Source organism: Actinopolyspora mortivallis (assembly GCF_003001495.1).
Lineage (GTDB): Bacteria > Actinomycetota > Actinomycetes > Mycobacteriales > Pseudonocardiaceae > Actinopolyspora > Actinopolyspora mortivallis_A.
The window spans coordinates 20,477-35,624 of sequence record NZ_PVSR01000028.1 but is presented as its reverse complement, the minus strand read 5'-3'; the positions used below and the strand labels follow the sequence as shown (position 1 = coordinate 35,624).

At 68.2% G+C, this 15,148-nt stretch carries 12 protein-coding genes and 2 tRNA genes; 12 read left to right on the top strand and 2 right to left on the bottom strand.

What is annotated here, in order from left to right:
- Positions 1 to 115: 115 nt before the first annotated feature.
- Entirely contained in the window at positions 116 to 691 is a 576-nt protein-coding gene (locus CEP50_RS14555) for a PH domain-containing protein (protein ID WP_106114500.1), read from the bottom strand.
- Between the two features lie 296 nt (positions 692 to 987).
- Between CEP50_RS14555 and CEP50_RS14550 the strand changes: the two genes are divergently transcribed.
- The 8 genes from CEP50_RS14550 (at position 988) to CEP50_RS14515 (ending at position 10,728) form a co-directional block, all read left to right on the top strand.
- Complete coding sequence (locus tag CEP50_RS14550) at positions 988 to 2,820, top strand: acetolactate synthase large subunit (RefSeq protein ID WP_106114499.1); 1,833 nt, start codon at positions 988 to 990, stop codon at positions 2,818 to 2,820.
- 8 nt (positions 2,821 to 2,828) lie between these two features.
- Complete coding sequence (gene ilvN / locus CEP50_RS14545; protein WP_019854921.1) at positions 2,829 to 3,335, top strand: acetolactate synthase small subunit; 507 nt, start codon at positions 2,829 to 2,831, stop codon at positions 3,333 to 3,335.
- A 42-nt stretch (positions 3,336 to 3,377) separates the two neighbouring features.
- The gene (ilvC, locus tag CEP50_RS14540; protein WP_106114498.1) at positions 3,378 to 4,373 is read left to right on the top strand and encodes a ketol-acid reductoisomerase; all 996 of its coding nucleotides are present in this window, start codon (positions 3,378 to 3,380) and stop codon (positions 4,371 to 4,373) included.
- 114 nt (positions 4,374 to 4,487) lie between these two features.
- Positions 4,488 to 4,733, top strand: coding sequence for a DUF397 domain-containing protein (locus CEP50_RS14535; RefSeq protein ID WP_026449144.1), 246 nt, complete (start codon positions 4,488 to 4,490; stop codon positions 4,731 to 4,733).
- Between the two features lie 254 nt (positions 4,734 to 4,987).
- Positions 4,988 to 6,583: a phosphoglycerate dehydrogenase gene (gene serA / locus CEP50_RS14530; RefSeq protein WP_106114497.1), complete on the top strand. Its 1,596-nt coding sequence runs from the start codon at positions 4,988 to 4,990 to the stop codon at positions 6,581 to 6,583.
- 261 nt (positions 6,584 to 6,844) lie between these two features.
- A complete protein-coding gene (locus tag CEP50_RS14525; protein ID WP_106114496.1) occupies positions 6,845 to 7,888 on the top strand; it encodes a 3-isopropylmalate dehydrogenase in 1,044 nt (347 codons plus the stop codon).
- 304 nt (positions 7,889 to 8,192) lie between these two features.
- Positions 8,193 to 9,878: a citramalate synthase gene (cimA, locus tag CEP50_RS14520; RefSeq protein WP_106114495.1), complete on the top strand. Its 1,686-nt coding sequence runs from the start codon at positions 8,193 to 8,195 to the stop codon at positions 9,876 to 9,878.
- 67 nt (positions 9,879 to 9,945) lie between these two features.
- Positions 9,946 to 10,728, top strand: coding sequence for a fumarylacetoacetate hydrolase family protein (locus tag CEP50_RS14515; RefSeq protein ID WP_106114494.1), 783 nt, complete (start codon positions 9,946 to 9,948; stop codon positions 10,726 to 10,728).
- Positions 10,729 to 10,869: 141 nt separating this feature from the next.
- Here the strand turns inward: CEP50_RS14515 and CEP50_RS14510 are convergent, their stop codons facing one another.
- Positions 10,870 to 12,108 carry an FAD-dependent oxidoreductase gene (locus tag CEP50_RS14510; protein ID WP_106114493.1) on the bottom strand — a complete coding sequence of 413 codons (1,239 nt, stop codon included), beginning with the start codon at positions 12,106 to 12,108 and terminating at the stop codon, positions 10,870 to 10,872.
- Between the two features lie 99 nt (positions 12,109 to 12,207).
- Here CEP50_RS14510 and gltX point away from each other — a divergent pair, with 99 nt between their 5' ends.
- From gltX to CEP50_RS14490, 4 genes are all read left to right on the top strand, one after another.
- Positions 12,208 to 13,740 carry a glutamate--tRNA ligase gene (gltX, locus tag CEP50_RS14505; RefSeq protein ID WP_106114492.1) on the top strand — a complete coding sequence of 511 codons (1,533 nt, stop codon included), beginning with the start codon at positions 12,208 to 12,210 and terminating at the stop codon, positions 13,738 to 13,740.
- A 194-nt stretch (positions 13,741 to 13,934) separates the two neighbouring features.
- Entirely contained in the window at positions 13,935 to 14,723 is a 789-nt protein-coding gene (locus tag CEP50_RS14500) for an HAD family hydrolase (protein ID WP_106114491.1), read from the top strand.
- A gap of 203 nt (positions 14,724 to 14,926) precedes the next feature.
- Positions 14,927 to 14,998 (top strand) — tRNA-Gln (locus CEP50_RS14495).
- A gap of 42 nt (positions 14,999 to 15,040) precedes the next feature.
- A tRNA-Glu gene (locus CEP50_RS14490) sits at positions 15,041 to 15,113 on the top strand.
- The last annotated feature ends 35 nt before the right edge of the window (positions 15,114 to 15,148 follow it).

The following is a 15,148-nucleotide window of genomic DNA, read 5'->3' as shown; positions in this document are numbered from 1 at the left end:
CCTTGTGGGCGTCGTGACGTTCGCGGTGAGTACGAGCCTACTCTGGGGCTTTTTCGGTTCGTCTCGCGGTCTCCTTATGCGGACTCTGTCCGTATCGTGAGAGACTAGCCGGCGTTCAGGAGGAGTGGTCGGTCTCCGGTGGTGTCGTGGCCAGGGGATCCCGGATCCTCCCGCCACTCAGCACGGACAGCCGGGGGAGGTCCCGCACTCTCACGACGGGCAGCACGATCCCGCGCTCGGTGTCGGTCACCGCACGAACCCAGCGCCGTTCGTCCAGGCTCAGGGCCCTGATCTCGGACCACTCCAGGTGGCGGGTGCGGAACAGCGTCCGCGCGGTCACGCCGGAACGGTCGACCACCGTGCTCGTGCGGAAGATCCAGCAGAGCAGGCCGAGAGGGATCACGTACAGCACGGACAACCAGGGCAGGGCCATCGCCGCCGGGCTGATGCCCACGGCCACCACCAGGATCACCAGCAGTGCGACACGAGTGAACCGGAAGACCATGCGGGGGTTCTCCGGCAGGGCGTCCTCCTCCGCCGACCCGCTCCCGGAGTCCGTGCCCTCCGGGGCGGAGTCGGTGCGCTGCTCGTCGCTGTCCCCCCCGGTGGCGGCTTCCGTCTCTTCCTGTCGCGGGTGGGAGTCGTGGGGGGTGCTGTCCGGCGTCGGCTCCGGGGTACTGGCTTGGCTCATTCCTCGATGGTCTCACCTGGGCAGCGGGGGTGGTTCGACGGCGCGGACTCCCGTGTCCACCGCACCTCCGCCTCCATCTGTGACCACTATGTGGGAAGTTCTTCCCGTGGGTTTGACTTCCGTCGCCGCTCGGACTAACGTTCGCACCATGCTGCGCATCAACGACATTCTCGTACTTCCCGGGCGCGTCGACGCCTGAGGAGTACGAAGCGTCGACGCGCCAACCCTCGTTCGGCCCCGTGCCGGCGAGGGTTTTTTCGTGCCCGGCCCCATTCATCGACCACGAGGCAGAATCGATGACCAGCGCCAAAACCAGGCAGAATCCGACCCCGGAAACATCCTCGGGGCAGCGTCCGAAACCGGCTCCGCCCAACGGCGCCCCCGTCAGAGCCACCGGCGCCCAAGCGCTGGTCCGTTCACTGGAAGCCGTGGGCTGCGAGGTGGTTTTCGGCATCCCGGGCGGAACGATCCTTCCCACCTACGACCCGTTGCTGGACTCGACCAGGGTCCGCCACGTGCTCGTCCGACACGAGCAGGCCGCCGGACACGCGGCGACCGGGTACGCGCAGGTGACGGGAAGGACCGGGGTCTGCATGGCGACCTCGGGCCCCGGGGCCACCAACCTGGTCACCGCCCTGGCCGACGCGCACATGGACTCGGTCCCGGTCGTCGCCATCACCGGCCAGCAGAGCACCGGTCTGATCGGCACCGACGCCTTCCAGGAGGCCGACATCTGCGGGATCACCCTGCCGGTGACCAAACACAACTTCCTGGTCACCGATCCCGCCGAGATTCCCCGCACCATCGCCGAGGCCTTCTACATCGCCTCGAGCGGGCGCCCGGGGCCGGTGCTGGTCGACATCCCCAAGGACGTCCAGCAGCTGACCACGTCGTTCTCCTGGCCCCCGGAGCAACGGCTGCCCGGTTACCGCCCCGTGGGCAAGCCCCACGGCAAGCAGATCCGCGAAGCGGCCAGGCTGATGACCACGGCGAGAAGGCCCGTGTTCTACGTCGGTGGCGGGGTGCTCAAGGCGGAGGCCTCCGCCGAGCTGGCCGAACTCGTCGACCGCACCGGCATCCCCGTGGTCACCACCCTGATGGCCCGCGGCGCCCTTCCCGACTCGCACCCCTCCCACCTGGGGATGCCCGGTATGCACGGAACGGTGCCCGCCGTGGCCGCGATGCAGCGCGCCGATCTGTTGATCGCCCTGGGGGCGCGCTTCGACGACCGGGTCACGGGACAGCTGTCCGGGTTCGCCCCCGAGGCCAAGGTCGTGCACGCCGACATCGATCCCGCGGAGATATCCAAGAACCGGGTCGCCGACGTGCCGATCGTCGGCGACTGCAAGGAGGTCATCGCCGAGCTGACCGAGGCCGTCGACCAGGCCGAGAGCGAGCACGGTTCCGGCGATCTCACCGAGTGGTGGGAACAGCTCTCGGGGTGGCGCGAGCGTTTCCCCCTCGGATACGACTGGCCCTCCGACGGGACGCTCTCGCCCGAGTACGTGATCGAGCGGATCGGGCAGCTGGCGGGCCCGGAGGCCGTCTACACGGCCGGGGTGGGGCAGCACCAGATGTGGGCGGCCCAGTTCATCAACTACCAACGCCCGCGAAGCTGGTTGAACTCCGGCGGTCTCGGGACCATGGGATACGCCGTGCCCGCCGCCATGGGAGCCAAGGCCGGGGCCCCCGACCGTCAGGTCTGGGCCATCGACGGCGACGGCTGTTTCCAGATGACCAACCAGGAACTGGCCACCTGCGCCATCGAGCGCCTTCCGATCAAGGTGGCGGTCATCAACAACGGCAACCTCGGTATGGTCCGACAGTGGCAGAACCTTTTCTACGCCGAGCGCTACTCACACAGTGACCTCGGCACCCACCGGCACCGCATCCCGGACTTCTCGCTGTTGGCCGAGGCCCTCGGCGGGGTGGGACTGCGGTGCGAGTCCGCCTCCGACGTCGACAGCGTCATCGAGCGGGCCATGGAGATCGACGACCAACCCGTCGTCATCGACTTCGTGGTGGGCAAGGACGCGCAGGTGTGGCCGATGGTGGCGGCGGGCACCGGAAACGACGAGATCATGGCGGCGCGCGGAATCCGCCCGCTGTTCGACGACGACGAGGGGTGAGCGCGCCGATGAGCCGACACACACTCAGCGTGCTGGTGGAAAACGTTCCCGGGGTGCTGGCCAGGGTCTCGGGGTTGTTCTCCCGGCGCAGTTTCAACATCGAGTCCCTTGCCGTCGGCCCGACGGAACATCCCGAGATCTCGCGGATGACGATCGTGGTCTCGGTGGAGGAACAACCTCTGGAACAGGTCACCAAGCAGCTCAACAAACTGGTCAACGTCATCAAGATCGTCGAGTTGGACCCGGGCTCCTCGGTCCAGCGTGAGCTGTTGTTGGTGAAGGTGCGGGCCGACGCCTCGGTGCGCAGTCAGGTGCTGGAGACCGTGCAACTGTTCCGGGCCAAGGTGGTCGACGCCTCGCCGGAGGCACTGACCATCGAGGCCACCGGGGACTCGGACAAGCTCGACGCGCTGCTGCGCATGCTCGAACCCTACGGGGTTCGCGAGATGGTCCAGTCCGGAATGGTCGCCATCGGCCGCGGAGCACGTTCGATCACGGCAACCGCAGTGCGGTGATCCCACCGGGACACCGGAGAAAGGAACGAGGAACACAGTCACATGGCAACCGAGATCTTCTACGAGTCCGACGCCGACCTCGGCCTGGTGCAGTCGCGCAAGGTCGCCATCATCGGATACGGCAGCCAGGGACACGCGCACGCGCTGAGCCTGCGCGACAGCGGTGTCGACGTCCGGATCGGACTGCCGGAGAACTCCGGGTCGCGGGAGAAGGCCTCCGAGGAGGGGCTGCGGGTGGTCACTCCCGCCGAGGCCTCGGCCGAGGCCGACCTCATCATGATCCTGGCCCCGGACACCAAGCAACGGCAGATCTACGCCGAGGACGTCGCACCGAACCTCAACAGCGGGGACGCGCTGTTCTTCGGTCACGGGTTCAACATCCGCTACGGGCTGATCCAGCCGCCCTCGGACGTGGACGTGGCGATGGTCGCCCCGAAGGGGCCCGGTCATCTGGTGCGGCGTCAGTTCGTCGACGGCAAGGGTGTGCCCTGCCTGATCGCGGTGGAGCAGGATCCCAGCGGCAACGCCCAGCAGCTCGCCCTGGCCTACGCGGCCGGGATCGGCGGCGCGCGGGCCGGGGTCATCAGGACCACGTTCACCGAGGAGACCGAAACCGACCTCTTCGGTGAGCAGGCCGTGCTGTGCGGCGGGACCAGCGCGCTGGTGCAGACCGGGTTCGAGGTGCTCGTCGAGGCCGGTTACCAGCCCGAGATCGCCTACTTCGAGGTGCTGCACGAGCTCAAGCTGATCGTCGACCTGATGTGGGAGGGCGGTATCGCGGGCCAGCGGTACTCCTGCAGCGACACCGCCGAGTACGGTGACCTCACCCGGGGCCGCAGGGTCATCGACGAGCACGTCAAGGAGTCGATGCGCCAGGTGCTGTCCGAGATCCGTGACGACTCCTTCGCCAAGGAGTGGATCGCCGAGGACGAGGCGGGCAGGCCGAGGTTCAAGGAGTTGCAGGCCGAGGGCAACGCCCACCAGATCGAGGAGGTCGGGAAGCGACTGCGGTCGCTGATGTCCTGGACCAGGAACTGAGAGGCCGGTTCCGCCGGGCCGCTCGTCGGGTGCCCACCGGACGAGCGGCCCGCCTCCGTTCGTGGGTCGACCGTGCTGGACGGGCCGGTGTGGCGGGGCGCTATTATTCGCTCCGTGAGCGAGGAAACGCAGCCGGTCGATGACAAGGCGCACATCAGGGATCAGCTCGACTTCAGCAACGCTGAGTGGATCACCAGTACCGACGAGGACGACGAACCGGGCGTCGAGATCGCCTTCGTGGACGGTTACGTGGGGATGCGCAACGGCGCCGACCCGGATGGACCGGTGCTCGTGTTCACCCCCGAGGAGTGGGACGCGTTCGTCGCCGGCGCCAAGGACGGCGAGTTCGACGAGCCGTGAGTCGGTCGGTTGCCCCGACTTCGCACGGCCCGACTTCGTACGGGGAGTGCTCGGGGGTGCGCCGTTCGTGCCTGTTCGCACGGCGAACGCGCCTCCGGGGCGCCGTTTTCCGACCGGGTCGGGTTCCCCGGCGTTACGGTGATACGTCCAACACTTGTGTGAACGGATTCTCATATCAGCGTTAAACTGCTGCACCGTCCGGCACAATGGCGTGCCTTTGCTTCGACCCTGACCTCTGTTACTGGAGCGCGCCCGTGACCAACGCAAGCCGTCCTGTCGTCCTGATCGCCGAGAAGCTGGCTCCTTCGGTGCTGGAAGCATTCGGAGACGAGGTCGAGATCCGCCACGTCGACGGCACCGATCGCCCCGCACTGCTCGAGGCCGTTGCCGACGCCGACGCGCTGCTGGTCCGTTCGGCGACGAAAGTCGACTCCGAGGTTTACTCCGCGAGCACGCGGCTGAAGATCGTCGCCCGCGCCGGTGTGGGACTGGACAACGTCGAGGTCCCCGCGGCCACCGAGCGCGGCATCATGGTGGTCAACGCCCCCACCTCCAACATCGTCTCCGCGGCCGAACACGCCATCGCGCTGCTGCTGGCCGTCTCTCGCAACGTCGCGGTCGCCGACGCGAGTCTGCGTGGCGGCGAGTGGAAGCGCAGCGCCTTCAGTGGTGTGGAGCTCAACGGTAAGACCGTCGGTGTCATCGGTCTCGGCAAGATCGGTCAGCTCGTCGCGCAGCGTCTGGAGTCCTTCGGCACGAAGCTGATCGCCTACGACCCCTACGTCTCCGCCGCCCGCGCAGCCCAGCTCGGTATCGAGCTGGTCAGCCTCGACGAGCTGTTGCAGCGGGCCGACATGATGTCCATCCACCTGCCGAAGACGGCGGAGACCCTCGGTCTCATCGGGGCCGAGGAACTCAAGAAGTGCAAACAGGGCGCGATCATCGTCAACGCCGCCCGCGGCGGGTTGATCGACGAGGACGCGCTGGCCGACGCCCTGCGCAGTGGCCACCTCGGTGGAGCGGGGATCGACGTCTACAGCACCGAGCCGACCACCTCGAGCCCGCTGTTCGAGCTGTCGAACGTGGTCGTGACCCCGCACCTGGGGGCTTCCACGGTGGAGGCGCAGGACCGCGCCGGAACCGACGTGGCCCACTCCACGTTGCAGGCACTGCGTGGCGAGTTCGTGCCCGACGCCGTCAACGTGCAGGGTGGGGCCGTCGGTGAGGAGGTGCGTCCCTACCTGCCGCTGACCCAGAAGCTCGGCTCCCTGCTCTCGGCCGTGCTGGGAAGCACGCCGAGCTCGGTCACGGTCGAGGCCCGGGGCGAGCTGGCCGACGAGGACGTCTCGATCCTGCAGCTGGCCGCCCTGCGGGGGCTCTTCGCCGGGGCCGTCGACAGCCAGGTGACCTTCGTGAACGCTCCGCAGCTGGCCGAGGACCTCGGGGTGGACATCGATGTGAAGACCGCTCCGGAGAGCGCCAGCCACCGTAGCGTGGTCTCGGTGCGCGCGGTGCTGTCCGACGGGCGTACCGGGGTGGTCTCCGGTGCCCTGGACGGCCCGAACCAGACCGAGAAGCTGGTCGAGGTCAACGGCAGGCATTTCGACCTGCGGGCCGAGGGCAGTGTGCTGCTGCTGGAGTACCCGGACCGCCCGGGTGTCATGGGCAAGGTCGGCACCCTGCTCGGCGAGGTCGGGATCAACATCGAGGCCGCCCAGATCAGTCAGACCTTCGACGGTTCGGACGCGATCATGCTGCTGCGGGTGGACCGTCCGGTGGACACCGGGGTGCTGGAGCCGATCGGTGCCGCGGTGGGAGCCAAGACGGTACGCACCGTCAGTTTCGAGTGAGCCCTTCCGGGAGTCTTCCCGGGTGTTCTTCGAGGGTGTTCGCGCCGGGGGTCGCCGCCACACGCGGCGACCCCCGGCGCGTTCGTGTGTGGTCGGTACGCCTGTCGTCCGAACGAAGGACATTCACTCGATCAGGTGTCCCACGGTGCGGGAGATGCCGTCCACTCAGAGGGTCCGGCGTGCCGAGCGTTGATCGGCACGGGGTAGTCTGCCGCACAACGTTTCAGTCCCAAGTCGGGGCAGTACTCGGGAGGTGTGTGCATGCGGCTCGCTGTGATCCCAGGGGACGGGATCGGGCCGGAAGTGGTGGCCGAGGCGCTGAAGGTACTCGGGGAAGTGGTGCCCGAAACGGAGATCACCCGATACGATCTGGGCGCTGCTCGCTGGCACAACACCGGGGAGCTACTGCCCGAGTCCGTACTGGGTGAGATGCGTGAACACGACGCCATCCTGCTCGGTGCGGTGGGCGACCCGTCGGTGCCCAGCGGAATACTCGAACGGGGACTGCTGCTGCGCCTGCGCTTCGAGCTCGACCACCACGTGAACCTGCGCCCGGCGCGGCTGTATCCGGGGGTGCAGAGCCCGGTGGCGGACCCGGGCGACATCGACATGGTGGTCGTGCGGGAGGGGACCGAGGGTCCCTACGCGGGCAACGGTGGCCTGCTGCGCAAGGACACCCCCCAGGAGGTCGCCACCGAGGTCAGCCTGAACACGGCCTTCGGCGTCGAACGCGTGGTCCGGGACGCCTTCGCCAGGGCCGCCGCACGTCCGCGCAAACATCTGACCCTGGTGCACAAGACCAACGTGCTCAGCCACGCCGGTTCGCTGTGGTCCCGCGTGGTCGAGGAGCTGTCGTTGCAGTATCCGGACGTCACCGTGGCCTACGAACACGTGGACGCCACCACGATCCATCTGGTGCAGGATCCGAGCAGGTTCGACGTGATCGTCACCGACAACCTGTTCGGCGACATCATCACCGACCTGGCCGGAGCGGTCACCGGTGGTATCGGTCGTGCCGCCAGCGGCAACATCGACGCCACGAGGCGGAACCCGAGCATGTTCGAGCCCGTGCACGGCAGTGCGCCGGACATCGCGGGCCAAGGGGTCGCCGATCCCACGGCGGCGGTGCTGTCCGTGGCTCTGCTGCTCGACCACGTGGGTTACACCGAGGCGGCCCGCCGGGTGCAGGCTTCGGTGGCCTTCGACCTGGCCACCAGGGACCACTCCGCCCCGGGCGCGACGCACGCCATCGGTGACCGGTTGGCCGCGCTCGTCTCCTCCAGGGAGGTCGTTCAACAGGCCTGAACGGCTGCCCGACGCGGATCCGGTTCCTCCGGAGCCCTCCGGCGCGGACCCGTGTCGGGCCCCGTCCGGTGTCCGCATAGTGGGAAGCCGAGCCCACTGTGTGGTGGAGATGCGGCGTGTGCGACCATGTACCCATGGTCCGGCACGTACGGGACATTATCGGCGGGCGCGTCGGGTGAACTCGGTTTCGACACCCGACGCGCAGACCTCTCGCGGCCGCGAGGGGTCTTTTTTTGTTCCGCGCGAGACCGAACTCCCGTCCACGCCACCAGGACCGAAAGGACTTCGCCCCTTGGGAGGGACAGTGAACCGCACCAGCCCGGCAGGAACACCGTCCGCGGACACCTTCCACGTCTACGACACGACACTCCGGGACGGAGCTCAGCGCGAGGGAATCTCCTACTCGGTGTCCGACAAGCTCGCGGTCGCGCGGACACTGGATTCGCTCGGCGTGGGATTCATCGAGGGTGGGTGGCCCGGCGCGTTGCCGAAGGACACCGAGTTCTTCCAGCGAGCGGCGGACGGGGAGCTCGAACTCAGGCACTCCGTGCTCACCGCCTTCGGTGCCACACGCAGACCGGGTGTCTCCGTGCGGGAGGACGCCCAGGTCGCCGCGCTGCTGGACTCCCGGGCGCCGGTGGTGACCCTGGTGGCGAAATCCGACCGCAGGCACATCGAGCGCGCCCTGCGCACCGAGGTGGAGGAGAACTGCGCGATGGTCGCCGACACCGTGCGCCACCTCGTCGAGCACGGACGTCGGGTCTTCCTCGACGCCGAACACTTCTTCGACGGCTACGCCCACGACTCCGACACGGCGTTGCGCGTGCTGGAGGCGGCCGTGCACGCCGGAGCTGATCTGGTCTGCCTCTGCGACACCAACGGCGGTCAGCTCCCGACCGGCCTGGCGCACACGGTCGAGGAGGTCGTCGAACGCACCGGGTTCCGCGTCGGCATCCACTGCCAGGACGACACCGGGTGCGCGGTGGCCAACACCCTGGCCGCGGTGCAGGCCGGGGCCACCCACGTGCAGTGCACGGCCAACGGTTACGGCGAGCGCGCCGGCAACGCGGACCTGTTCGCCGTGATCGGCAATCTCGAGACCAAGCTCGACATCCCGGTCCTTCCGGAGGGCAACCTCGGTGAGCTGAGCAGGGTCTCCCACGCGCTGGCCGAGGTGGCCAACCTCGCCCCCGACACGCACCAGGCCTACGTGGGTACCTCCACCTTCGCGCACAAGGCGGGACTGCACGCCAGCGCGATCAAGGTGGACCCCGAGCTGTACAACCACATCGAGCCGGAACGCGTCGGCAACGGGATGCGCGTGCTGGTGACCGAGATGGCCGGGCGAGCCAGTCTGGAACTGAAGGCGGCCGAGCTCGGGCTCGACCTCAGCGGTTCCCCGGAGGCGGTGACCGGCGCGGTGCAGCGGGTCAAGGAGCTGGAGGCGCACGGTTGGTCGTTCGAAGGGGCCGACGCCTCCCTCGAACTGCTGCTGCGTCGTGAGCTCGCCCTGGCCGAGCAGCGCGCCCGAGGGACGGAGGACGGGGTGGCACCCCGGGACTCCTTCGGAGCCCCCTTCGAGCTGGAGTCCTACCGGGTCTCGCTCGACCACCGCCCGGACGGGCAGGTGGTTTCCGAGGTCACGGTGAAACTCCACGTGCGCGGGGAGCGCGTCATCGCCACCGCGGAGGGCAACGGGCCGGTCAACGCTCTGGACGCGGCCCTGCGCACGGCCCTCGTCCCCCGGCTGCCGTGGCTGGACGAGGTGGAGTTGGTGGACTACAAGGTGCGCATTCTCACCGACACCTCGGGCACGGACGCGGTGACCCGGGTGCTGGTCGAGTCGAGGGACGAACACCGGGAGTGGACCACGGTGGGAGTGCACGGCAACATCGTCGAAGCCAGCTGGTACGCGTTGCGGGACGCCTTCGCCCACAAGGCGATACGACGTTCCGAGGTGGCCGAGGCGAGCCTGCCGAAGGGCGGATGACCAGGCGAGTCGTTGCCCGTCCCGACACGTAGGCTGTTCGGGGGAACGTAGACAACGGAGGTTTCGCTTGCGCCTGGCACGTGTTGCTCAACCCGAGGGGGTCTCGTTCGTCGCCCTGGAGCCGGACCCCAACTCTCCTGGCGAGAAGGTACTCGCCGTCGAGATCGACCAGCACCCGTTCGGGGAGCCGACGTTCACCGGTCGCAAGTGGCCGATGGCCGACGTGCGACTGCTGGCGCCGATCCTGCCGACCAAGGTGTTGTGCGTGGGCAAGAACTACGCCGAACACGCCCGGGAGATGGGCTCGGAGGTGCCGTCCAACCCGGTTCTGTTCATGAAACCCTCCACGACGATCATCGGCCCGAGCGCCCCCATCAAGATGCCGCCCGACGCCGAGCGGGTGGACTACGAGGGGGAGCTGGCGGTCGTGATCGGACAGCCGTGCAAGGACGTCCCGGAGGCACGGGGCACCGACGTGGTGCTCGGTTACACGATCGCCAACGACGTGACCGCCCGCGATCTGCAGCGGGCGGACGGGCAGTGGACGCGGGCGAAGAGCTACGACACCTTCTGCCCGCTCGGTCCGTGGATCGACACCGCCGTGGACGCCTCCGACCTGGGGCTGCGCACGGAGCTCGACCGTGAGCTCAAGCAGGAGTCCCGCACCTCCCTGTTGTTGCACGACGTGGGGGGACTGGTCTCCTACGTCTCCCGGGTCATGACCCTGTTGCCCGGTGACGTGATCCTCACCGGCACTCCGGCCGGTGTCGGGCCCATGCAGCCCGGTCAGAAGGTCTCGGTCTCCATCGAGGGACTGGGCACGTTGACGAACCCCGTCCAGCGGGCCTGAGCTCGTCACCGGTCCGGTTCGGCCGCGACCCCGGCCGAACCGGACCGGACCGGGCGGGGCGTCACCACCCGGGACGCCGCGAGGCCGTGAGGGATCGGCCCCTCCGCGGGTGTCCCGGTCCGCGCGGGACTCCCGCGAGGCTCACCCGTGTCGGAGGGCGCTGGTGGGGGGACGTTCCGGCAGGGCCCCGTAGGCGAAGACGTACGGCGGGATCGCGCGCAGCAACGGAATCCGTGGCAACAGTCGCAGGGGGAGCGGAAGCCCCGCACGCGCGCCGAAGTCGATGTCGCCCCGCAGAGCCGGTTCGACGACGTTGTCGTGGACGGCGCGTTGTGCCCGTTGGAGCAGGGCGGTCACCGGTTTCCTGCGGCGCTGGACGGCGGCAACGTGGTGTCTGCGCAGGCGTCCCCCCCGGAGGGGGTCCGCGAGATGGCGGGCCGCTGCCACGGCGTCCTGCACCGCGAGGTTGATGCCGATTCCGCCCACCGGGGACATCGCGTGAGCAGCGTCGCCGATGCAGAGCAGTCCCGGCACGTGCCACCTGCGCAGTCGGTCGAGTTTCACGCGCAGGAGCTTGACGTCCTCCCAGTCCCGGACGAGCTCGCGGCCGTCGTCGAGCCAGGGCAGTCGTTGCCGGAGCCGTTCGTTGAACTCCTCGACGGGGCGGTGGCGTTCCCCGGCGTCGGAGTCCTTGGGGATGATCGAGGCGACCTGGTAGTAGTCGTGCCGGTCGAGCAGAACGGTGAACGCGCCTCCGCTGATCGAGGCGTAGACCCCTTGCGGGTCCCCCTGTCGGCGTGGGATGCGGAACCACCGCACGTCCATCGGAGTGGGATAGGTCCGGGGGCGTGTCTCCGGGATCCGTCGGGCGAAGGAGTCCCTGCCGTCACAGGCCACGGTCAGCGTGGCCCGCAGCCGTTCGGTGCTTCCGTCCGCGCGGCGGTGAACGACACCGTTGACCCTGCCGTGCTCGCGCAGCGGCCCGAGGACCTCGCTGCGCGTCAGCAGGGTGAAGTTCGGTTCCCGGCGGGCCTCCTCCGCGAGGAGGTTGAGCAGGTCCCACTGGGGAACCATGGCCACGTAGTCGTACTTCAGGGGAGCTCGGCGGAAGTCGGCCAGCAGCTGGGAGCGTCCCTCGGGGCCGACGGGGATCGCGATGCGGTCTATCCGGTTCTGGGGAAGTTCGGCGAAGCGCTCCGCCAGCCCCAGCTCCTCCAACAGGGACATGGTCGTGGGGTGGACCGTGTCCCCCCGGAAGTCGCGGAGGAAGTCGGCGTGTTTCTCCAGCACGGTCACGGGCACGCCAGCCCGGGCCAGCAGGAGACCGAGCACCATGCCCGCGGGGCCGCCTCCGACGATGCAGCAGGTGGTTCTGGTCATCGTTCCTCCCAAAATTCAACGATTGTTGAATAAAGTCAGCATGGGTGGAACGGACGCGCCGGTCAACCCACCCCGGGCGCCGGATAGGCTGAACCAGTCATGAGCACGTCGAATGTCACCACAGCCGCCGAGCCCGACCGTCCCGTGCGCGCTCGTTTCTGCCCGTCACCCACGGGGACACCGCACGTCGGGCTGATTCGCACCGCCCTGTTCAACTGGGCTTTCGCCAGACACCACAACGGATCGTTGATCTTCCGGATCGAGGACACCGACGCCAGCAGGGACAGCGAGGAGTCGTACCAGTCCCTGCTGGAGGCGCTCCGTTGGCTGGGGCTGGACTGGGACGAGGGGCCCGACAAGGGCGGCCCCCACGGTCCCTACCGGCAGAGCCAGCGACACGAGATCTACGCCGACGTCGCACGCCGCCTGCTGGAGGCGGGGGAGCTGTACGAGTCCTTCTCGACTCCCCAGGAGGTCGAGCAGCGTCACCGGGAGGCGGGGCGCGACCCGAAACTGGGTTACGACAACGCGGATCGTGACCTCAGTGAGCAGCGAAAGGCGGAGCTGCGTGCGGAGGGACGCACTCCGGTGCTGCGGTTGCGCATGCCCGACCGCGACATCGGGTTCACCGACCTCGTCCGTGGTGAGGTCACCTTCCCGGCGGGAAGCGTGCCGGACCCCGTGCTGGTACGCGGTAACGGGGACGCGCTGTACACGCTGACCAACCCGCTCGACGACGCCCTCATGGGGGTGACCCATGTGCTGCGGGGGGAGGACCTGCTGTCCTCCACACCACGGCAGATCGCGCTCTACGAGGCGTTGCAGCGCACGGGGATCACCGACATCACCCCCCGGTTCGGTCACCTGCCCTTCGTCATGGGTGAGGGCAACAAGAAACTGTCCAAGCGTGATCCGCAGTCCGACGTCTTCCACCACAGGGAACGTGGTTTCCTGCCCGAGGGACTGCTCAACTACCTGGCCCTGCTGGGCTGGTCCATTTCGGATGACCGGGACGTGTTCAGCGTCGAGGAGATGGTGCGTTCCTTCGACATCGGAAGGGTCAGCGCCAACCCCGCGCGGTTCGACCAGAAGAAGGCCGACGCCATCAACGCCGCTCACCTGCGTGCGCTGTCCGTGGACGAGTTCGTCGAGCGGGTCGTCCCCTATCTGGTGCAGGGGGGTGTGCTGCCCGCCCGTCCCACTTCCGAGCAGTGGGAGCTCGTACGCGGGGCCGCCCCGTTGGTCCAGGAGCGGGTGGTGGTGCTCTCGGACGCGGTGGGGATGATGGGGTTCCTCTTCGCCGGCGAGGAGTTCGAGCCGGACGGGGACGCTGCCCGGAAGGCTCTCGGCGCCGACGCCGAACCGGTGCTGTCTGCGGCCGTCGAGGCGCTCGACGGGCTCGACGAATGGGAGACCTCGGCGATCGAGAACGCGTTGAAGTCGGCGATCGTGGAGGGGCTGGGGATCAAGCCGCGCAAGGCCTTCACACCCGTGCGGGTGGCTGTCACCGGCCGTACCGTTTCCCCTCCCCTGTTCGAGTCCATGGAGCTGCTCGGCAGGCGGACCAGTCTTTCACGGTTGCGTGCTGCCCTGGAGCGCACGCGCGCGGAATCCACCGAGAGCGGTTCCTGACCGGGATGGCGGAGCCGGCCCCGGAACCCCGGGGCCGGTGCGGACCGTGGGTCCGACACGGTGCCGTTGCTCCGGACGTGGTTCCGCGCTCCGCTGCACGTGCTGTTGCACGCCGGGACTAAACCGTGACAGTGATCTGAGTATCACCAACTTGGGCGAGTCGACCACTCCAGGTGGGGGCCTAGCCTCACGGGGTGACATCCGCACGTGAGCTATCGACCCACGAAGCCGGCAGGATCAAGGCCGTATGCCTGGACATCGACGACACCTTGCTGGACAGCCAGAACTCGGCGAGACGCGCTTTCGCCACGTTGACCGGCAACGACGCCGCATGGCCCGTATGGCAACGGATCACTGCCGAGTACCACGCGCGTATGACGGCGGGCGAGATCGACTTCGAGACGATGTGCCTGTGGCGTACGCGTGACTTCTTCGCCGCTTTCGGGGAGCGGTTGGACGAGGACGAGGTGCGAGCACGCGAGCGGCGTCGCATGGCCGCGATGCGGGAGTGCTGGGAACTGTTCGACGACGTCTCCGAGTGCCTGGACTGGTTGCGGGCCAGTGGTCTGGCCGTGGCCGCGATCACCAACGCCCCCGGGGAGTACCAGCGGCACAAGCTCGCCGCCGTGGGACTGGCCGAGGTCTTCGACGTGATGTTGATCTCCGGTGAGTACGGGGTGTCCAAGCCCTCCGAGGAGATCTTCTACGCGGCCTGTTCCTCCCTGGGGCTCGCCCCCCGACAGGTGGCCCACGTGGGCAACAGCCTGGAGGTGGACGCCGAGGGGGCGGCGCGGGCCGGAATGCACGGCGTGTGGCTGGACCGGAGCGCGGGGGACTCCGCGCGGGGGCGTTGCCGGAGTGCTGGGGTGTCGGTCATATCGAGCCTGTACGAGCTCCCGGAACTGCTCGTCTGTGACCTGTCTTACCCGAGGGAGGAGATCGGGGAGGTCCTCCGGGGTGGCGGCCTCGTCGTCTCCGGGTGAGTGTCCGGCGCGGCGAGTTCACCCGTCCGCGTGGTGTTCTCGCCGCGCTTACCTGCTGATTCGGGATCATCAGGGGGGTGCTTTTCGCGGGTGCGTGGGCATGGTCTAGTATATTCACCAACGCGATGAACAGAGGCCACTCGCTCGGAACCCCCGAGGGAGATCGGGAAACCGGAGAGTGGTACGATGTTCTGCGGAGCCGATGGGGTATGGTGTAATCGGCAGCACGACTGATTCTGGTTCAGTTAGTCTAGGTTCGAATCCTGGTACCCCAGCTGGAAAACCTCACACAATCGGGTGTGTGAGTGTTTGTCCGTGGTCCCGTCGTCTAGTGGCCTAGGACGCCGCCCTCTCAAGGCGGTAACGTGGGTTCGAATCCCATCGGGACTACTCCGCCACGTCCGTTCTGCGGATGTGCGGCCGGA